This is a genomic window from Desulfurella sp., from assembly GCF_023256235.1.
Lineage (GTDB): Bacteria > Campylobacterota_A > Desulfurellia > Desulfurellales > Desulfurellaceae > Desulfurella.
This window is the reverse complement of record NZ_JAGDWY010000004.1, coordinates 722-21,003: the sequence shown is the minus strand read 5'-3', so window position 1 is coordinate 21,003 and position 20,282 is coordinate 722. Positions and strand designations below refer to the sequence as shown.

Annotated in this window: 20 protein-coding genes and 1 pseudogene; 16 read left to right on the top strand and 5 right to left on the bottom strand. The window is 32.2% G+C overall.

The window, feature by feature from the left end; genetic code table 11:
- The 5 genes from Q0C22_RS00555 to Q0C22_RS00535 all read left to right on the top strand — a co-directional run.
- The coding region (locus Q0C22_RS00555) for a hypothetical protein (protein ID WP_291490150.1) at window positions 1-362 on the top strand (362 nt) is incomplete at its 5' end.
- Window positions 363-494: 132 nt separating this feature from the next.
- A complete protein-coding gene (locus tag Q0C22_RS00550; RefSeq protein ID WP_291490149.1) occupies window positions 495-1,859 on the top strand; it encodes a diguanylate cyclase in 1,365 nt (454 codons plus the stop codon).
- Window positions 1,852-3,171 carry a glycosyltransferase gene (locus Q0C22_RS00545; RefSeq protein WP_291490148.1) on the top strand — a complete coding sequence of 440 codons (1,320 nt, stop codon included), beginning with the start codon at window positions 1,852-1,854 and terminating at the stop codon, window positions 3,169-3,171. Before Q0C22_RS00550 ends, Q0C22_RS00545 begins: the two co-directional genes overlap by 8 nt.
- 19 nt (window positions 3,172-3,190) lie before the next feature.
- Window positions 3,191-5,359 carry a TolC family protein gene (locus Q0C22_RS00540; RefSeq protein ID WP_291490147.1) on the top strand — a complete coding sequence of 723 codons (2,169 nt, stop codon included), beginning with the start codon at window positions 3,191-3,193 and terminating at the stop codon, window positions 5,357-5,359.
- Window positions 5,349-6,350 (top strand): HlyD family efflux transporter periplasmic adaptor subunit, encoded by a 1,002-nt coding sequence (locus Q0C22_RS00535; protein ID WP_291490146.1) that lies wholly within the window; start codon window positions 5,349-5,351, stop codon window positions 6,348-6,350. Before Q0C22_RS00540 ends, Q0C22_RS00535 begins: the two co-directional genes overlap by 11 nt.
- 42 nt (window positions 6,351-6,392) lie before the next feature.
- Here Q0C22_RS00535 and Q0C22_RS00530 read toward each other — a convergent pair whose 3' ends face one another.
- Window positions 6,393-8,132: a bifunctional diguanylate cyclase/phosphodiesterase gene (locus Q0C22_RS00530; RefSeq protein WP_291490145.1), complete on the bottom strand. Its 1,740-nt coding sequence runs from the start codon at window positions 8,130-8,132 to the stop codon at window positions 6,393-6,395.
- A 493-nt stretch (window positions 8,133-8,625) separates the two neighbouring features.
- Between Q0C22_RS00530 and Q0C22_RS00525 the strand changes: the two genes are divergently transcribed.
- Entirely contained in the window at window positions 8,626-10,017 is a 1,392-nt protein-coding gene (locus tag Q0C22_RS00525) for an MFS transporter (RefSeq protein ID WP_291490144.1), read from the top strand.
- A 23-nt stretch (window positions 10,018-10,040) separates the two neighbouring features.
- The gene (pstS, locus tag Q0C22_RS00520) at window positions 10,041-11,066 is read left to right on the top strand and encodes a phosphate ABC transporter substrate-binding protein PstS (protein WP_291490143.1); all 1,026 of its coding nucleotides are present in this window, start codon (window positions 10,041-10,043) and stop codon (window positions 11,064-11,066) included.
- A 32-nt stretch (window positions 11,067-11,098) separates the two neighbouring features.
- Here the strand turns inward: pstS and Q0C22_RS00515 are convergent, their stop codons facing one another.
- Both Q0C22_RS00515 and Q0C22_RS00510 read right to left on the bottom strand, forming a co-directional pair.
- Entirely contained in the window at window positions 11,099-12,235 is a 1,137-nt protein-coding gene (locus Q0C22_RS00515) for an ABC transporter permease (protein ID WP_291490142.1), read from the bottom strand.
- A gap of 32 nt (window positions 12,236-12,267) precedes the next feature.
- Complete coding sequence (locus Q0C22_RS00510; RefSeq protein ID WP_291490141.1) at window positions 12,268-12,504, bottom strand: hypothetical protein; 237 nt, start codon at window positions 12,502-12,504, stop codon at window positions 12,268-12,270.
- A gap of 182 nt (window positions 12,505-12,686) precedes the next feature.
- Between Q0C22_RS00510 and Q0C22_RS00505 the strand changes: the two genes are divergently transcribed.
- The 6 genes from Q0C22_RS00505 to Q0C22_RS00480 all read left to right on the top strand — a co-directional run bounded on the left by Q0C22_RS00505 (window position 12,687) and on the right by Q0C22_RS00480 (window position 16,286).
- Window positions 12,687-12,953, top strand: coding sequence for a hypothetical protein (locus Q0C22_RS00505; RefSeq protein ID WP_291490140.1), 267 nt, complete (start codon window positions 12,687-12,689; stop codon window positions 12,951-12,953).
- 124 nt (window positions 12,954-13,077) lie between these two features.
- The gene (locus Q0C22_RS00500) at window positions 13,078-13,353 is read left to right on the top strand and encodes a hypothetical protein (RefSeq protein WP_291490139.1); all 276 of its coding nucleotides are present in this window, start codon (window positions 13,078-13,080) and stop codon (window positions 13,351-13,353) included.
- Window positions 13,354-13,372: 19 nt separating this feature from the next.
- Complete coding sequence (locus Q0C22_RS00495; RefSeq protein WP_291490138.1) at window positions 13,373-13,933, top strand: hypothetical protein; 561 nt, start codon at window positions 13,373-13,375, stop codon at window positions 13,931-13,933.
- Between the two features lie 55 nt (window positions 13,934-13,988).
- Window positions 13,989-14,330, top strand: coding sequence for a DUF4870 domain-containing protein (locus Q0C22_RS00490; protein WP_025391167.1), 342 nt, complete (start codon window positions 13,989-13,991; stop codon window positions 14,328-14,330).
- Entirely contained in the window at window positions 14,327-15,811 is a 1,485-nt protein-coding gene (locus tag Q0C22_RS00485; protein ID WP_291490137.1) for a hypothetical protein, read from the top strand. The genes Q0C22_RS00490 and Q0C22_RS00485 overlap by 4 nt, the downstream gene beginning before the upstream one ends.
- Before the next feature lie 28 nt (window positions 15,812-15,839).
- Window positions 15,840-16,286 (top strand): YMGG-like glycine zipper-containing protein, encoded by a 447-nt coding sequence (locus tag Q0C22_RS00480; protein ID WP_025391165.1) that lies wholly within the window; start codon window positions 15,840-15,842, stop codon window positions 16,284-16,286.
- A gap of 249 nt (window positions 16,287-16,535) precedes the next feature.
- Here Q0C22_RS00480 and Q0C22_RS00475 read toward each other — a convergent pair whose 3' ends face one another.
- Together Q0C22_RS00475 and Q0C22_RS00470 are read right to left on the bottom strand one after the other, a co-directional pair.
- Entirely contained in the window at window positions 16,536-17,684 is a 1,149-nt protein-coding gene (locus Q0C22_RS00475; protein WP_291490136.1) for an SGNH/GDSL hydrolase family protein, read from the bottom strand.
- Between the two features lie 17 nt (window positions 17,685-17,701).
- The gene (locus Q0C22_RS00470) at window positions 17,702-17,965 is read right to left on the bottom strand and encodes a hypothetical protein (RefSeq protein WP_291490135.1); all 264 of its coding nucleotides are present in this window, start codon (window positions 17,963-17,965) and stop codon (window positions 17,702-17,704) included.
- 742 nt (window positions 17,966-18,707) lie between these two features.
- On the opposite strand from Q0C22_RS00470, the gene Q0C22_RS00465 reads away from it, so the two are divergent.
- The 3 genes and pseudogenes from Q0C22_RS00465 to Q0C22_RS00460 form a co-directional block, all read left to right on the top strand.
- On the top strand, window positions 18,708-18,977 hold the full coding sequence (locus tag Q0C22_RS00465; RefSeq protein ID WP_291490134.1) for a hypothetical protein: 270 nt from the start codon (window positions 18,708-18,710) through the stop codon (window positions 18,975-18,977).
- 130 nt (window positions 18,978-19,107) lie between these two features.
- Window positions 19,108-19,293 carry a transposase gene (locus Q0C22_RS10395; RefSeq protein ID WP_367172076.1) on the top strand — a complete coding sequence of 62 codons (186 nt, stop codon included), beginning with the start codon at window positions 19,108-19,110 and terminating at the stop codon, window positions 19,291-19,293.
- Between the two features lie 505 nt (window positions 19,294-19,798).
- A pseudogene (locus tag Q0C22_RS00460) lies at window positions 19,799-20,282 on the top strand (hypothetical protein); the annotation flags it as partial.

Genomic DNA, 20,282 nt, shown 5'->3' with positions numbered 1-20,282 from the left:
TGGTGGGATTCTTCGCACACCTTCGTGTGCTCACAATGACAAAAGAGCAAAAAGAGGGAGATTTTTCGTCGCTTTCGCTTATTGCGAATGACAAAAAATGTGTCATCCTAAAGAGTTATTGGAAATTGGAAGCAAAAACTCAAATGTTATCTTTGACTACGTTTGCGCTTTCTACTATACTGTTAACTACATTCACAAAAGTAATAAACAGTATCTTAAAGAATTTAAGTAAAGGCAAAAAAATTAAAAAAGAGAAATTGCAAAAAATAGTATTATTTTTATGCAAAAAAATGTTGCAATCCCAATGTCCTTATGTAATATTTACTAACAGTAATAGTTTGCAAAAGCTTAGTATGCCTTGATGGGTAGTTAAATATTTAATTTTAAAAAATGATTAAAAAATAAAAAATGGCTTGACAATGTTTAACAAATTAGTTACAACCACGCAATCTGCATTATTAAAAAAACTTTAAAGAATAAGGAAGCGTTTAGCTGTGCAAAAAACCAAAAAAATAATAGTTTTTAGTAATAAATTAACCAAAAAAAATGATAGCAAAACTGAATATGAAGTATTTAACTCGTGGGAAAATTTCATCAAATCGGAACTTGAACCCATAGGGTTTTGGATTGCAAAAGATTTTAATGATAACTATTTAAGTATTGTAAATAATATTAGACGTTCAAATTGGTGGTATAAATATTGTTTTAGTGAAGACAATTTAAATAATAAGCTTTTAGATGGTAGTTTAGATATAGATCAAGCCATAGATAAGTGTAATTTATCTGAGGAAAAAATTGCCAAACTTAAGTTTAGCTTAGGAGGCCTTGCTCCCAGTGAAAAATTACTAGTTTATTTGTATTTACGTGAAGGTTTAGAAATTGTTCCTCAGTTTAACCCAAATGCGCCAAAACTTTATACTTACCCTATTATTGAGATTTTAAGCGATAATCAAAACGATTTAGATTGGTACCAAGAATTGATTAGAAAAAATCTTATTGCTTATAAAAAACTTATTGATAGGGTTAGACTTTGCAATAAATGCTCCAGCGCTCACATATATTTTATTGATGTTTGCCCAAATTGTAAAAATATAGACATAAAACGCTCGCGCTTTCTTCATTGTTTTGCATGTGGATATGTTGGCAAGCAGGAAGAATTTAGCAAAGGTTATGATTTAATATGCCCAAAATGTAATGCCCATCTAAAACATATTGGGGTAGATTATGATTTGCCTACTGCACAATATATTTGCAACAGTTGTGGTTATGTGTTTGAAGAACCTGAAACAATATACCGCTGTATTGCGTGTGGAGAAGAAGGCAGTCCAGATAAGTTAAATATACAAGAATTTTACAGCATTGAAATGACTTTGTATGGTAGAGAATGGCTTTTGCTTGAGCAAAAGAAAATTATATTTTCAGTTTTAAGTGAAAGCTTGAAATATGTTTCTTTAGAATATTTTCAACTCTTATTGGATTGGTTTATAAAACTTTACAAAAGAGATAGTAATTTTTCATTTGCGTTAGCACTAATTAAGTTTCAGAATATCGAAGAAATAATTCAATTCTATGGAATTAGTCAATCTATAGAAATTTATAGAGCATTAGCACAACGCATAAGCGAGATGCTGCGCAATACAGATATTGTGTGCAGAGATGACGAATACAAATTATGGATTTTTTTACCTGCTACGAAAAAAAAGGGTATTTGTAATAGAATTAATAAACTGGTAAATAGCATACAACCAGAAAGTGGTGTAAAAATTAAAGTTTACATTAATATACAATACTCTTCCGAAATAGACTCAGAAATTAACGCTGAATTTTTAATGAATAAATTGGATAAAACAGATGATTGATTCAATTTATTTAGCTTTTTCTAACATAATAGCATCCCATAATTCACTTTTGGTATTTATACTTATGTTTACGCCTTTTATAGTATTTTTTGAGGGCCCTTTGCAACTAATAACAATGATAGGCATATTTAGATTTGCCAAACAACAACTAGCACAAAGCGATTTATTAACTCAATTACCACATGTTAGTTGTTGTATTACTTGTTATTCTGAAGGAAAAAGCGTTATAAATACAATCAAATCTTTAACCTTTCAAACATATCCTGGTTTAATTGAAATCATAGCTGTTGTCGATGGCGCGCTACAAAATAAAGATACTTTGCTAGCCGTACAAAGTTGTAAAGAATTTGTCGAAAACACTACTAATAGAAAATTACTTATAATACCTAAATGGCAGCGAGGTGGTAGGGTTTCTTCTTTAAATGCAGCACTAAAAATAGCTTGTGGAGAGATCTTTATGGCTTTAGATGGAGATACTTCTTTTGATAATAACATGGTAGTAAATGCTGTTAAACACTTTAACAATGACAATGTAGTTGCGGTTTCTGGTAATTTACGCGTAAGAAATGCTAGCAAATCATTAGCTACAAGACTTCAAGCCTTAGAGTATATTTTGGGTATATCAGCTGGCAAAACAGGTTTGTCTGCTTTTGGTATTGTAAATAATATATCTGGGGCTTTTGGGGTTTTTAGAAAGAAAATTTTGGACTTAATAGGTGGGTGGGATACTGGTACAGCAGAAGATCTTGATATTACAACAAGAATCAAGCAATACTTTGGAAGAAATAAAAACTGGAAAATTGTTTTTGACCCTTATGTAATAGGGCACACAGATGTGCCAGAAACATTTTTGGGTTACTTTAAACAAAGGCTTCGTTGGGAAGGAGATTTATTTTATCTTATAGGTCGTAAATATTTGGATAATATAAGACCAAGATTGTTAAATTGGGCTAATTATATATCAACAATAATTATAATCTATTTTATGCAAATTATTTTACCATTTGTTATAACTTTTTATACCATCTATTTGTTTTACACCCTACCAGACGCATATGTTTTAGCTTTATACTTTATGGTTTACTTATTTTATGTGTTTGTTTTGTTTACATATTTTTTATTATACTGTCTTTTGGTATCTGATAGATTAAACGAAGACATTATTTACTTTTTGTATATACCTTTATTTCCTTTTTTTGCATTTTTTTCCAGAATCAATGCTGCATTGGCAATCACGCACTCTGTAATAAACAAATCGCATTTGGATTCGAGTATGGCGCCTTGGTGGGTTTTAAAAAAGGGTAAATTTTGATATGAGTCTAAACTATAAAATGAAAGTGTCAATTTTTATTTGTTTAGTTTTATTTTTAATTCCGTATGCTTGCAAAGCACAAACAATCACTTTGGAACAATTGCAACAATTAATACAAAAAGATCCTAATATTGAAATAGCGCAAAAAGAATATAATATTGCAAAATCACAGGTTGATATAAATGAATCTGCTCTTTCTCCAACGCTATTTAGCAGTGTAACCTATACAAACTATTCAAACCCTGTCCAAACTTCTACTTACAATGTTTCTACTACAAACCAAAACGGCTTAACAAATAATTATAGCGAAACACTAACTCCGCAACAACAAAGATACAATAATGTTTCTGCAAATATTGGTTTGAGTATACCGTTGTTTGGCAGCCGTCAAAGCCTAAAGCGTGATTTAGTTATAAGTAAATCTATATTAAACCAAAACTCTGCAAACATAGAGTTACAGAAATGGCAAGCAATTAAATCCTTAATTTATGCTTATTCAGAGTATTACATAAGATCAATCCAAATAGCTTTAGCTAAAGGTTTTTTAAATGACGAAAGCTTAGTAAAAGATATTTTATTAAAAAGACAAAAAGCTGGGCTAATACTGGAGTCAGATAGGCTAGAATTAAATACAGAATTTGGCGCAGTAAAACGCAATGAGTTTGTTTATTGGAAACAATCTCAAGATGCATTAAATACGCTACAATTGCTAACCGGAAAAACATTAAACAATATAGAGTTGGCCTATCCTTATTTGAATACAGATTTTATAACAAAACAAGTTCTAATTGAATCTATGTATAAAAATCCTCAAATTAAGCTATACACAGAAAAATTAGAAGGTTATAAAAAAGCATTGAGTGAAACCGGCTCAATATTTTCTTCTGGTAGCTTAAGTGTTTCGACGGGCGTTCAAAATAGTTTTCAGGGAGGAATTGGGTGGAATGTGTCTGCTACTTTAAACATAGGTATGCCTCTGCTCGAAAAAAAATGGTATGATGCTACATATTCCAAGGCATTTTTGGAAATGCAAAAAGCCGAATTAGAGTTAGAAAACCAAAAGAAAGCTTTTAAAAACGCATGTAGCAGTTATTATTTGCAGTTTTACTCAAGAAAAGAAAATTTAGAGTTCGCCAAAGAAAGACTCAATGCTGCTCTTGTAAGTTATAATACTGCAAAACTAAGAAAGCCAATCAATCCTGGGGATTACTTTTATAATGTAGTCAAGTCTAAATACTATTTATATCAAACTGCAAATGATTATCTTGAAGCTTTACTTGAGTATTTTAAAGCGCAAGCAGACTTACTTGGGTTAATTGGCTATGATGATATTATGTACAAAAAAGACGCTATTAATGACAAAAATGAAAATGAAATTTCGAATATAAAAGGTATTTTTAATACACCTAAAATAAATTATCGAAATGGTTCATATTTGAGTTGGTATTTATGGAATGGTTTATATTGGTATAAAAAATTAGGCGAAAATTTCTGGGATAAAATTCCTAAGTCAACAAAAAGAATTTTTTTGTCTTTAAATAGCCAAGAAATACAGCTTGTAAGGTTTAATCAAAAAGATGCAGATGTATTAACAAAATTTATAAAACAAGCAAAACAAAGAGATATAAAAGTAGAATTGCTATTAGGTGATCCTTATTGGGCATTAAGCAAATATAGAACTAATCTAATAAATATAATTAAAAATCTTCAAAGATTTCCTTTTGATGGTATACAGCTTGATATAGAAAAAAGTCAGCTTCCTCTTAAAGATAGGCATCTTTGGGAAAATGGTATAGTTAAAACAATATCGGAAGTTAAAAAAAATACTTCTTTGCCTATAGGATTATCTATGAATTATAAGGAAGCTGAAAACAAGATTTTATTAAATGAACTTAAAAAAGCTGGTTTAAACGAAGTTATTCTTATGGTATACACTACAAATACTAAAAGAATTATAGAAATTTCAGATAAAATTATAAAGCAAAACCCTAACTTGTATTTTAGCATTGCATTATCTTGCGAGCCAACATCTGTTTTGCCACAATACAATACCTTTGCGCGGTTTGGTGCAAATAACTCACTATTAAAATGGGAAGATTTGTATAAGCATTTTTCTACAATAGATAATTTTTTAGGTATCACTATACAATCACTTGAAGATTTTTGGAGTTTAAAAAATGAAAATTAAATTTAGCAGACCCCCTTCATCTCCAAATGAAGTTAGCGGTTTAAAAGTTAATTATGAACCTCCAAAAAGACCAATTTCAAAATGGCGTTTTAGGGCTGTGCTTATATTATTTTTACTGCCATTTTTAGTTTTTGGTGTATATTTGATTTATAAAATTACTTACAATCTATTGTTTATTAATGCACCCGGATACTTAATTATTAACCAAATAACAATCAAATCTCCATATGATGGAAAAGTAGTATATATAAAAAAACAAGGTGATAAAATTTATAAAAATGAAATTATAGCAAAGATAGAAAACACCTTAATAGAAAACCAATATAAAGAATTATTAAAGAATTTGAAACAAATTAAATCAACAGACACTTCTAAAAATAACACTAAATTAGTAGAAATTGCTAAAAAATTGTATGAAAACCGATTAAAAACTTATCAAAAAATAGTAGATTTAAAACAGCAAGGCGCAGCGACAACAGATGAAGTAACCAATGCACTTTCTCAGCTTAATTCCGCTGAAATTTCTTATCTTCAAGCAGAGTCAAGCTTAGAGAGTAGTAAAAATGTTAGTATACCTATTGCCGATAATATGAGATTAAACGAATTGGAATCCATATTGAAGACTTTAACTATAAGGTCACCAGAAAATGCAACAATTGCTTTAAATCTTGTCAAAGAAGGAGAGTTGGTTAGTAAAAACGAAGATTTAATGGTATTGCAAAATAATAACAATCTTATTATAGAAGCTTTTTTAGGGCCAAATAAAATAAAACATGTTTTTCTTGGTAAAAAAACCAAAGTAATATTTCCAAACGGAAAATCAATACAAGCTGAAGTTATTGGTTTAAAACTACAAACCCAAAAAACCCCACCAATTTTAGTATCGCCGTTTACAAAAGAAGATTTATCAGTAGTAGTTGAATTAAAACGAATTAGCGTTATTCCTAAAAATTTAATGATCAATTATATGCCTGTAAAGGTTATTTTTTAAAAAGCTGCCAAATTTTTTAGAAAATTATAAAAATAAGTTTAATCAGGAATTATTATTGTAAATAACCCAAAAATCCTCTCTGGTATTTTTTTGCTTTTTGCTTTCATACATAGCTATATCTATATAGCGCATTATGTTATCTGGTAAAGTGGGATTATCTTTGGAATATAAATATACTCCCATGCTTAAACCTACTTTAACAAAAGTATTTGGCTTTATTTCTATTGGATCACATACTGCTTTTTTTATTTTGGCAAATATTTTTTTCAGATGACTTGTGTTTTTTATTGATTCAAGCAAAATTACAAACTCATCTCCACCCAAGCGCACAACGAAGTCGCTTTTTCTAAGAGTTTGAGTAAGTCTTTTTGCTATGTTTTTTAAAACAATATCTCCTGTTTCATGAGAGAAAGTATCGTTTATGGGTTTAAAGTCGTCTAAGTCTATCATGCAGGCAGCTAATATATTGTTGTTTCTGTTTGCACGCTCGATGGCTTTTGGAAGCTCAAGCTCCAAATAGCGCCTGTTTGCAAGACCGGTAAGCGTATCGTGGAAAGCTTGAAATTTTAGCTGCTGTCTTGTTTTGTATAATTCTGTTGTATCAATTGCACTCCATATAATACCTGGGCCGCTTGGAAGCTCAATTAAAGATCCAGTAACTTCTGCCCACACAATTGAGCTGTCTTTACGTTTGAAACTATATTCTATGGTTATATTTTCATTTGGCTTTTCAAAAAGCTTTCTAAAATGTCTTTCAAATAATTCAAATGATTCTTGGTCTTTGTGTATTATGCTTGCACTTCTACCAATCAGTTCAACCCTTTCATACAAAAGCGTTTTAGAAATGCTTGGGTTTGCGTCAACTATAATTCTATTTTTATCTACAATAAGTATACCTGCTGCATTGTTTTCAAAAAGAGCCTTGTGGTATTTCAATGATTGTTCTAATTGTTTTTGAGTGTCTACAAGCTGTTTTTCAATGATTTTCTGCTCAGTTACATCTCTAGCTACCCCAAGCACACCAATAATTTCTCCGGATTCATTTTTGTATGGTACTTTTATAACATCTAAGTGAAGATATTTTCCTGCGACATTACCGGATTCATCAAATCTGCCAGGTTTTTTTGTAGACAAAACTATATTATCTGAATCCATGCAGAGCTCTCCAAATGTGTAATAGTTTGGATCATCTGATTTCTGAGCTCTTATTCTTTGGGCAAAGTACAAATCAGTTTTTCCAATTGGCTCATTTGTGTCTTTTGCAAAAAGAAGATGATCGCAAATTGCCTTGTTTGCAAATAGGTATTTTTTATTGGTGTCTTTGAGCCATATCATGTCTGGCACCAAATCTGTAATTTCTTTTAGAAACCGCTCCTGCTGTTTTATTTTCTTTTCATTTTCTTTAAGTTGTGTAATGTCAATAAAGTAATGTAGGTAAATATTTTCGTCTATAGCTACCCAGTGAGATTGCCAGTATCTGCCTAACAGGTATAATTCTTCTGTTAAATGCTCTTTTTTATTTAACGCTATGTCTGAAACACAAAAATAGCACTTCATAGAAGGCAGGATTTTGCCTTGCTCAAATAACTGCTTTTGCTCTTGGCTTAATGTTTCGCCTTTCCAGAGCTCAAGCCAGCACAATCCGCCTACTTTTGAATTGAATAACTCAAAAGCTGATTTATTTTGCAAAAGTATTTTGTGGTTTTTATCTACAAGCAATGCAGGTATTTGTATGCCATCCAGCATTTTTTGAATGAGTTTATAGTCTGATTCTTTGTCCATTTAGCTCCTCTAGTTCTTTAAGCTCTTGTTTGTCCATTGGTTTATAAACCAAATAGCTCTGGTAGTAGTCACAGTTTATTATTAATTTTTAAATACAAATAATACTGATAAAATCCGTTAATCATGGCTATAACACTATAAGTTTAAATAAATCTAATGCATTGTCAAGAGTGTTGTGTAAATTCACAAAATTCTCAAGGCTATGCAAATTTCACTAAGTTGCCCATCTTTATCTTCTACAGTCTAATAATGCTGTTTAATTATAAGAGATATATATTGTGTTACCATCTTCAATTTTGAAAAAAGATGTTATTTAGCTAAAGTTATATAAAAATTTTTGTTTTTTAACATTTTAACATTGTTAATTTTCAAATTAATTACATAATTTAATAGATTTTTTAATATTTATAACCTTTATTTTACAATACCTTGATGAATTTTTAACACATCATCTTGTAATATGTACCAGAATAAAATTTTAGGGGGTGAATGTATGGAAAGCGATGTAACTCAAAACACTGTAGCAGATGCTTTAAACAGATCCGAATTTAGTATTTTCCACATTAAAGCAATGTTTGCTTCTGCCATGGGGTTTTTTACTTCTGCTTACGATTTGTTTATTATTGGAACAGCTTTGACTTTAATTAAGTCAGAGTGGAATTTGTCTGGCACGCAAATAGGCTTGATTGGTTCAATTTCTCTTATTGCTACTTTTGTTGGGGCATTTGTTTTTGGTAAACTTGCAGATATTTTAGGCAGAAAATCGATTTATGGTCTTGAAGCTACTTTAATGGTTATTGGAGCTATTTTATCAGCATTTTCTCCAAATGTAGCATGGCTTTTAGTTGCAAGGGTTATATTGGGTCTTGGTATAGGTGGAGATTACCCTTTATCTGCTGTCATAATGAGTGAATATGCAAACGCAAAATCAAGGGGTCGAATGGTATCGCTTGTGTTTAGTGCACAGGCGCTGGGGCTCATCGCTGGTCCTATGGTAGCACTAACGCTCCTTGCTGCTGGTGTTAACCACGACCTTGCCTGGAGACTCATGCTTGGTCTTGGAGCATTGCCTGCTGCAAGCGTAATATATTTAAGAAGAAAATTACCAGAATCACCAAGGTGGTTATCGCGCGTTAAGGGTTTAAAAGAAAAAGCTGCTAAAGAGCTCACCTCATTTTCTTTAGGAACAATAACTTTAGAAAAAACTAACGATCCTATAGTAAAACAATCTTTATGGAAATATATTGTAACTCTAATTGGAACGGCAGGAAGCTGGTTTTTGTTTGATTATGCTTATTATGGCAATACTATTTCAACCCCGCTTATTATGAAAGATATAGCACCGCATGCTGATATTATAACAAGTACTGCACTCAGTCTTTTGTTATTTGCAGTAGCTGCTGTTCCAGGGTATTTTCTTGCAGCAGCAAGTGTAGACAAAATAGGACATAAAAAACTTCAAATGATCGGTTTTTTTATGATGGGACTAATGTTTTTACTTATAGGAATATTGCCTGATGTAGTGCACATGTTTTCTGTTTTTATTGTGTTGTATGGATTGTCTTACTTTTTCGCAGAATTTGGGCCAAATACAACAACCTTTATCTTATCTGCCGAAGTTTTTCCTGTAAATTTACGCACTACAGGGCATGGTTTTTCTGCTGGAGCTGCTAAAGTAGGAGCTTTTTTAGGTGCGTTTTTGTTTCCTATTTTGTACCATGCGCTTGGCTTATCAAATACTTTGAAGATCACATTTCTATTCTCTCTGGCAGGTCTGTTTGTAACAGCCATTTGTCTAAAAGAACCAAGCGGTAAAACACTTGAGGATATCTCTAACGAGGACAAAAAGCTAGATAATCTAGTAAGGGTACCTGTTTCACATTAATTATTTTTTAGGAGGTTTTTGCAATGTTTAAGAAAGTAGCAAAGCTACTGTTGTTTGGGGTTTTTGCGCTTAGCAGTCTTGCTTTTAGCGCAACGCAGTCTTATGCGGGATTTTCAATTAACGGCGCAGGTTCTACATTTGCATATCCAGTTTATACAAAATGGGCTTATGAGTATGAGAGGGCAACTGGCAACAAAGTGAATTATCAAGGTGTAGGCTCAGGTGCAGGTATACAACAGGTTAGTCAGGGGGTAGTAGCTTTTGGTGGCACAGACATGTGTTTGTCCAGGCAAGAGCTTGTGAAAAAAAATTTGCTTCAATTTCCATCATTGGTTGGCGGTATATTGATTGTAGTTAATATACCAGGCATAAAAGACAATCAGTTGAAATTATCAAATGCAGTTATACCAAAGATATTTTTGGGTGAAATTAAGTTCTGGGATGACCCGCAAATCAAAAAGGATAATCCTAATTTAAAATTACCGCATATTCCTATCACAGTAGTCCATAGAGCGGATGGTTCTGGTACAAACTGGAATGTTACTTACTGGCTAAGTCAGATTAGCAAAGCCTGGAATGAAAAAGTCCATTACGGCCTATCTGTAAACTGGCCAACCGGTGTAGGCGGAAAAGGCAATATGGGTGTATCAAACTATGTAAAGCAGATAAAAGGCTCGATTGGATATGTTGAGTATGCATTCTGGCTACAAAATCATCTAACAAGCGTAGAATTACAAAACAAAGCAGGTAAATGGGTTATACCAAGTATAGCAGCCTTCAAAGAAGCTGCAGAAAAAGCACAGTGGGCTCCTCAAAACGGTTTTTGTCAATCTCTAGCATATCAGCCTGGTGTAAACACATGGCCTATAGTATCTGGCACATTTGTGCTTATTCCTAAAAAACCTACATTACCACACAAAGAAGCGGCTGAGTTTTTTAAGTGGGGTTTTGCTCATGGTGACAAAGCAGCTGAAAGTTTAGGCTACATTCCACTGCCTCAGTCAACCAAAAATACAATCTCAAAGTACCTACAAGATAATGGCTTATAATATATAAAGAGGGAATGCCCCCTCCCTCTTTATTAACCTCTAAAAACATCAAAAGGTTCTATCTTTAAAACTTTTCTGATGCCAATATAACTTGAGAATCCTGCAATTGCCAATACCATTAAAAATGCAATAAGCATGTTTTTATATGTGACAACTGCTGCGTAATTTTGTATATTCGCTTTAGATATAGCGATAACTAAAGATGAAATCATAATACCAAAACCGTAACCTATAAAGCTTGTCACAGAAACTTGAAACAGTATTATTGATACTAGTTCATACTTTTTTGCCCCTATTGCTTTTAGAGCACCAAACTTTTCTAAGTTTTCAAGAACAAAAGCATAAAACGTTTGTCCTGCAATTGATAAGCCTACAATAAAACTAATAAGCGTCATCATCATTATGCTTATACCCATACCTGTTTTATATTCGTAAAAATTTTCTATTGTTTTTTGAAACTGTTTTTGGGTTAAAGCTTTATAACCTATTTTTTTAACTTGCTCTTGAATGTAGGGAATATCCTTTGAACTTTTTGGATTTATCAAGATATAAGATATAGAGTATCTGGTTTGTGGTAAATCCCGAGTAGCTCGTGTATATGTAGTATAAAGTGTGGGTATACCAAAAAGACCACCGCTGGTTGTATTTGCAAGCGCCACTATTATTGCTCTGTGGTCATTTATACTTAAAATCGATCCAATTCCAGGTGAGCCTATTTTTTTATAATCGGAATCTTTTACGCCAATAAAAGCATCAGAGTTATAAATCTTGTTTAAGTTTCCTTTTATTATAGGAGGTCTACCAAAAAGTGTTGTATCATCCAGACCTATAATGCTTACAGATTGATATTTACCGTTGGCAAGTTTTGCTAAACCAGATCCAAAGTAAATTGGTACAGCCATAGCAACGCCTTTTATACTTCTTACATAATCAAGTACATAGTTTGGTATAGGAATTGAGTTCATATCGTTTTCTACCGAAGGATCCATCACCCACATCTTTGCATTGATATTAATTACATTTGATGTAGATTTTCTGATAATGCCAGCAAACATAGAAGTCATCTGATTCATTAAAAAAACAGCAAATGTAATGCCAAGAATTAGGGTAAAAAATTTACCCCTATCGTTTGTTAGTAGCTTAAGTGCGATTTTCAAAAGACCTTTCATTTTATCCCCAAAACTTTGCAAAAGAAAACTAATTAATTGTAATATTTAAAAAGCTTTATGTAAACAATTTTATTTATTATTTTTCCTTTTGCAGGTATTTTAGTGCCGTCTTCAAACTCAATTACTATTAAAAACACATCGTCATTATTCAAAGGTTCATTGTCTTTTGCAGAAAACCACAAATAATCTGCAGAAATCTTTGTTATAGTTATTGTTTTTTGCTGTTGAGTCTTAAGGCAAACATAAACACCTTCTAAAATCCAGTTCATTTCAAATGAGTCCTCGTGAGTTAGGGGCATATACTGGGTAATAAGTATTTTGTCTTGCGCTATATCAGATAATTTTATATTTATTTCTTGAATTAATTTTTAAACTTATTGAATTTTACATTAATTTTACTTAAATATGATACAGGTTACATTAACTAAAAATAAAAGATTGGGAGGTTTTTATGTTAAAAAAAGTTTTGTTTTCTTTAGCGGTCATTGGTTTTATTTATGGGCAGTCTTTTGCTGTAGAAAAAAAGCCAGCTCCTCCACCTCCACCACCACACAAATGTGTCATTTGCGGCAAGGTAATTGTAACAAGAGGGCCATGTCCGCAAATAACATGCCCCCACCCTATACCAGGCCCTAAACCCAAGCCTAACCCAAAACCAGTACCAAATCCTAACCCACACCCAGGCCCAAAACCACATCCAGGTCCACAGCCTCAGTAAAAGATTAGGAGGTTAAATGGCTTTAGACTGTTTGTTGTTTAACAAGCAGTCTAAAGTAAGGTGTGATTTTTAAATTGGATATGTTTTAGTAGCTTAATTTTTTCTTTTCAATGCAGGAGGAAAAATGAAGAGACTTATTCTTACAAGCTTCGTTTTGTTTGGAACAATTGCTTTATTTACATTTTTTACATTCAATTATACTCAGGCTTCAAACTTTCAAACTCAAGGTATTAATACTAACCATACTACTATTAGAAGTGCAGATGATCCAGGTGCTCCTTGGACAGGCCCTGCCGATTCAAATGGCGGTATACCAGGTGCGTGGGGAATACATGGTGGCGTAGGCGGTGGAGGGGGCATAGGTAATCATCTATGCAACACCAAAAAAATAAAGCAATAGAATTATTAAGAGGTGATCTATGAAACACAAATTTATATTTTTATTTGTATTTTTAATTATAATTTTTAGCTATAACTTTGCTATGGCTCAAAGCTGTTTTTGGCATGGAAGATGGGTACCACTTCAACATATTAGTAATGTTACAGTAGAAGGTTTTAGAGATGCACGACTTGTGGGACAGTGTAAACTTAATGCACCAAGTTATACAATAAACGGTGAAATGATAAATGTGTGGGAAGCTCCAAATGAGTATCCTGGACAATTGCTTGTCCACAACGGCGATCAAGGACCACAACCTACATATCAAACCTGGATAATGCAAACATCAGCTCCAACTCCTGGTCCAACATGCACATGGCAAGGGCAAGAAGTACCACTTCAACACATTAGTAACGTAACGGTGGAAGGTTTTAGTGATGCACAGCTTGTAGGTCAATGTCAGCTCCACGCTCCAAGTTATTGCATAAATGGAGAGTATGTAAATGTATGGAAAGCCCCAAACGAATATCCAGGAAAATTGCTTGTCCACAATGGCGATCAAGGACCACAGTGTACTTACCAAACATGGATAATGCAATAATATTAATAAGCTTTGTGACCAAACTCAAAGTTTGGTCACAAAATTGGGAGTTAATATGGATAAAACCTCTCTTGGTCTTGAAGAAAATATGGAAGCTTCCCTCTCATACATAATGTTTTTTATAAGTGGTATTTTCTTTTTAATAGTGGAAAAAGAAAATAAATTTGTTCATTTTCACTCCTTGCAGTCTACAATTACGTTTCTTATTTTTTTTAGTGCTCAAATAATACTTATGCCTTTAATTGGCGTTCCTGTATTAAACATTTTAGTAGACATTATTCGCTACTTACTAAATGTTTTAAGTATTATTGTATGGCTTGTTTGTATGTATAAGGCTTATAATCACGAAAAATACAAGCTTCCTTTAATAGGTGACATAGTGGAGAAAATTGTATGAAAAAATATTATAAAATACTATTCATAGCAATTTTTATTTTTTTAGGCTTTTCAAAAGCCTTTGGTGATGATTATCTTTTCTATAAATGCAACAATAAAGAACTTAAAATTAAAGCTTTGTACTTTTATACGCAAAATGCATATATCAATAAACCCAACACTATAAAAAAGCTGCAAAGGGCTGGATATAAAAATCTTGCAAGTCCGCTTGAACTTGCAACAAAAAATCTAACATGCAAAATAGGTCAAAATATTTATAAAGTAACAATTGGTGGTCAAGCTGGCAACCCTAACCCAATGGGTAATTGTGGAGCTTTTTTCAGTCATTGGATAATAATTACAAAAAACAATAAAATAATCTTGACCAGAACTTTATTCCAAAGTTGTAATTCGGAAAGTGCAATCTCTGAAATTGCAATAAACTCAAATGGCAAAATGCAAATTTTAACTACAAAACCATATGAAAATACTCAAACTTTTCAGGTTATAAAACCAAATAATATAGTTGTAGATGTAGGAAGTGCTATAAATGGGATAACTGCAGATAAATTTGGAAACGTATGGACCTCTAGTTATGTAGGTAAATTCATAGCAAAAATTAATCAGGATGAAAAGGTTATATATTACAACATCAATGCCCACCCATTATCTATAGCTTCCGATAGCAAAGGAAACATTTTTGCCTTAACTAGCACAGGTTATATAGTTAAACTCAATCAAGAAGGACGTATAATAGAAACATACGAAGTGCCCCTGTTGCATTCAGATGCAGATCATATTTTTATAGACCCACACAACAATATATGGGTAGGTTCATGGATAAGCAGACAGATTTTAGAGCTGAGCGAAAATGGCAAAGTTATAAAAACCTACCAACTGGAATCTGCATCAGACCCCATGAGTATGGATAAAGCAGGTAATTTATGGATTATTGGTGAATATGGGGGAATTGAAATATTATACCCAAACGGCTACATAAAAAAATGTTCTCTTAAAAAAGATGACTTTTCGTCGCCTATAGCTACACAAAATGACACTGCCTGGGTAGTTAAAGGAAAGCTTATTAACAACCCTGACAATCCTATTGTACTTATAGAACATATTAATTACAATTGCCAAATCTTGCCTGAGACTTATCGGCTAAATATACAACCAGCTGGGCTGGCAATTGATAGTAATTCAAATCTTTGGGTTTCTGGAAATATGCTACATGGTGGAGGGTTTTTAAAAGAACTTAATAATGGGAAAGTAAAACATACCTATTCTCTTGGAAAATCTGCCAGCAATTTAATAGCTAGTGATTTAGTAATAGATAAGTATGGCAATGTGTGGGTTGTAGTTGGAGAAAATGCAGATAAAGTTATAAAATTTACACATCTATTTGCCAAAACCCACAAAAGTCCACAACCACCCTCTGGGTTAAATCCACACCTTCCAATAGCTATACATCATACTTTTCCAGAGAATAACATAGGTAAATAATTTTATTTTAATGATTATGGAGGCTAAAATGAATTTTAAAGTTAGGATTGTGTCTTTTATGCTTCTGCTGACGCTTGTTGTTACCACTTTAAATCTAACGGGATGTCAACCAATGTCTCAACCGCCAACTCAGGCTAGTTATCAGGGTGCTGGCGTAGGTGCAATTTTAGGAGCTGTTGCTGGAGCATTATTAAGTCCAAACAATAGATGGAAAGGTGGAGCTATTGGAGCTGCTTTAGGAGCTGTATCTGGTTATACTCTATCTCAAATACAATCGCAATCTGCCAACCAAGCTGCCTACTATAACCAACCAGTTCAATACCAAACAACTGCCAATAATGGAGTAGAAGGTACAGTTCAGGCTTATCCTATAGGTTACAATCCATACACAGGTTGTAAAAAAGTAAGAATTAGAACATGGCAAAACGGTCAGCTCATAAACGATATAGTAAAAGAAGTATGTCCAGCACAATAATTAAGCTTATGTACTATGATACTCCTTTAACAGAACTTTTTTCTAATACAAATTCCGTTTGTGGGCTCTAAACTTACCTTTTCTAAAAATTCTTAATTGCAGCTTTTATTTGGATAAATCAAGGCTGCAATTATTTATTTTTATTATAGTTTTTAAAAATCATACTATCCTAAAACAAAAATTTGATTTGATATGAAGGAAGTATTCAATTGTAGCATATATGTTTATTTGTTTATAATTTAGTTAAACTTATGAGTTAGATTTATAAGGATAAAAGGTCTTAACTATTTTTGATACAAATTGAGCTATTATTTTTTGTGTATAAGCGGTGGGATGTACACCATCCCAGAAAAGGTAATGTGAATAGTAAGGTTTACCATTTAAACAAGCCTTCATTCCTTCTGAATAAGTGTTAATTATACCGTAAGCTTTTGGATTGCTTATAAGTTTTTCAAACATTAAACCAGTATTTAGTATTAATATTTTTGATTTTGTTTGATTTTTAATACTATCGATCATCTGTTGCAAATATATATTGTAAAGCTCAACATAAATCGAAGCTAAAGCTTGTGCTTTGAAACCCGATTGAATTAAAGCAGGTGTATCCTGTATAGGCGGAAGATTTAATATGATTATATATTTTGCTCCAAGCTTTAAAAGTTCTCTTACGCCATAAACAGTCTGAGATACTGCAGTTTGCGCGGTACTCCAAATAAGTAAACCAATAGCTGTATTAAAATCTTTTGTTTGCATATATAAAAAATACATGCGGTAAAGTAAATTTGGTTCTATGCCAGCATTGATAGCATACGAAGGATTGTTTGTAAAAATTGTTTTTTCAAAAGCTATAGATTGTTTGGCTGCAACAAAAAAGTTATTTGCGCCAATCCATATACCAATTAAATCATTTGGTTTAAACTTTTTTTGATTTATAGCAAAACTTTGAATTTCTGTTAAAAAACTTGGTAATTGTGGTGTTACAAAAAAAGGCTTAAATGAACTCCAGCTAGTATTTTCTAAGTTATTATATATATTGGCTTTACCATTTAAGCCTTTTGCAGTTATTGGACCAGTAAAAGCTCCACCTACAGCATAATAATTTGAAGGTTTAAATTTAAAATGTGCAATTCGTGGAAAATCTTCTGCCCATACTGGACCATTTGAAAATCTGTTTTGATAGTATGGCACAGGTGGTAAAAAAACACCGGTTAATCTGGGTATATTTCCATTGTCGCTTAAACTATCACCAAAAACATACCAATTACCAAGAGCACGTGCGTTTTGAAAAGTTATTAGTAAAAAAAACAGATATAAAACGATAATCTGTTTGTTTTTTTTGCTAAAAATTAATCTGTGTCCTTTTGTTGTGATAGATTGTTTAATTTTTTTATTTTTCATTTATACTACCTCTTTTTTTAGTATCCACTTCCTGAGTTTCTAAAATCTATATCGGTATTATCATCTATGCTTAATACTTCATTGAGCCTTGCTCCGCTATGTTTTAAAAACAAAAAGGCAATCCAGTATCTGCCACGCTTTTTTCTATAGTTTTTATCCGACTTATCATAATAGTCCATAAACTCTTGAGTTATAGCGTTTAACTGATCCTCACTTAAGTATGCTATTTTTGTGTTTTTGTATGCCAAAGGTAAGTTATTTGATTGTTTGTATAGGCACACAATAAACTCCATATTCTTTTTTAGCATTTATAATACACAAATAAGAACAAAAGGCAAAAAAATATTTTTATAACTTAGGCCTATTATAAAGGCATTATCAATATTTATAGTGTAAATTCATAAAACCTTTTTAAAATAGACAATCAAATTTAAAATTCCCTAAAATTTAAAACTGACTCTATAATTAAGTGTTTTATAGTTTTAAGAGAAATTCATTTAAGTGTTTTTTTACAAAAAATTCTCAGAATTCAATGGTTTTTATTTTGAAAAACTAATGATCTTGAGTCATCATACAGCTTGGTTTATAAGAAAAACATGCTTTGTATGTAGCCTCTAGCGTTTGACAGCTAGCTGCATAAAGTAGAATGCTTCCTTCAAAATCGTTTTTTTGTCGTAATTTGACAAATCACCAATGCTGAAAGCTGATTTGTATCAACTAAAAAAGAAACCAAAAATAGGTTATTCATCATTATCCGGCTTAATAATTTTTTTGCCTGCTTGTTGTTTTTGTTTCTAAGATAAAAAATAACAAAAGCTGTTTGTCCCACATGGGAATTTGATATACTGATTGCTAAAGCCCAAACCAACTCTGCACCGCATCATCCCATAAGTATGAGAATCTGTTAGATGCATTACCACGCAGAACTTTATTAGGTAGTGTAAAATCTATTTTGTAAATTGGCTAGGCGCAATCCCTGTAAAATGTTTTTTGACCTAAAAACTTTTTTAAGGAGGTTACGCCATGGATATTGAGTTAAAGCTAAATGATGTAAAATTATCAGAAATTACGGAGTTTATAAAGAATTTTAGAAAGAACCATTTTAGTATCATGGATTTGATTGAACCGCAGATAAAAGACCAAGTTCAAAATTATGTTTCAAACTTGGTAAAGATTGAATTCGACAATCACATAAAAAGGGCAAGGTATGAAAGGATAAAGGTTAATCACATAAAGCCAAACTATAGAAACGGCTTTTACAGAAGGAAAGAACAAGAGACTTATCCTGTATAATAAAAACACATGTATATAGATGGCGTTAACTTTCCTGTGCGCATAAAAAACCATATAAGCCTATGAGTTCTACGAAGCTTTTGTAAACAAATACTCAAAAGATTTTTCTTCTGCTGTAAAAACGCTTTAAATAACTATAGAGTCAGCTTTAACCTTTTTTGATTTTCCTGGGCAAGACTGGATATCAATAAGAACTACCAATGTAATAGAAAGGCTCAATAAGGAATTCAAAAGAAGAACAAAGTCAATGGAAATACTTACAGGTGAACAAAGCTGTTATAACCTGCTTGCATTTATATCACTTAAGTTAAGATAGAAAGTTACTAAAGCTAGAAAACCCATAGGGAAGTTTAAGTCTAATTTGTCTAGCTTAAAGAGGTTTTATGAATTCACACAAAACTATTGACAACACCATTTATTGTTAAATATAACGTAACCCTATTTTTCTTTTTTGAACTGCATGACATTATTTGTTTTTTCGCCATTTTAAAGTGATGCTACTAGAGGATATTTCAATTTAATATCCAAATTGCTCAAACCTGAGCTGGGTAAAGAACCTGTTAATTTGACACTATCACAGATGAAATCAAAAAACAGGAATTTTTTCAAGAAATAAAAATTGTAAAAATACCTTATTAATTTACTGGGTATATTTAATTAATTACTGTACAAGTTTTTACATCAAAACAATTAAGAGACTAAATTATTCTTTACCTGCATTTTACTTATATATTTTATAAACATAAATCGAGGTATAATTTTTGGGTTTGTAAATAGGCTTTGTATGTGGTAAATAATGTTCACATTAAAAAGAGGTGGATATGTTAAGAATAAAAAAATATGTTTTAGGTGCTTTGATTCCAATCTTTATAGGTGCATTTAGCTATTTTAATAAACTACCAAATGCAAATGCTGACATGTTTATTAATATGGTAACACCTCGGTTTGCTTTCAATATAGGCAGTGGGTTAAATGCTTACTATACGCCTTCAGTGACAGGGTACGTATATTATTATAGTTATAATAATATGTATTATATGTGGTATAACGGTATTTTAATGTATTCTCCATATTACTGGGGACCGTGGAAACCAGTTTATACTGGAATGATCATACCACGTATCTTTTTAAGTGGTCCTCCACATCCGCCACCAGGCTTTAAGTGGGGCTATTGGGTCCATAGACCACCGCCACCACCTCCTCCTGTAGGTTATTATGTGAATTACTGGTATTACGTACCATATCCTCCTGCACCACCTCCGCCACCGCCCCCACCACCACCAAGACCAAGACTATGGCCTCCTG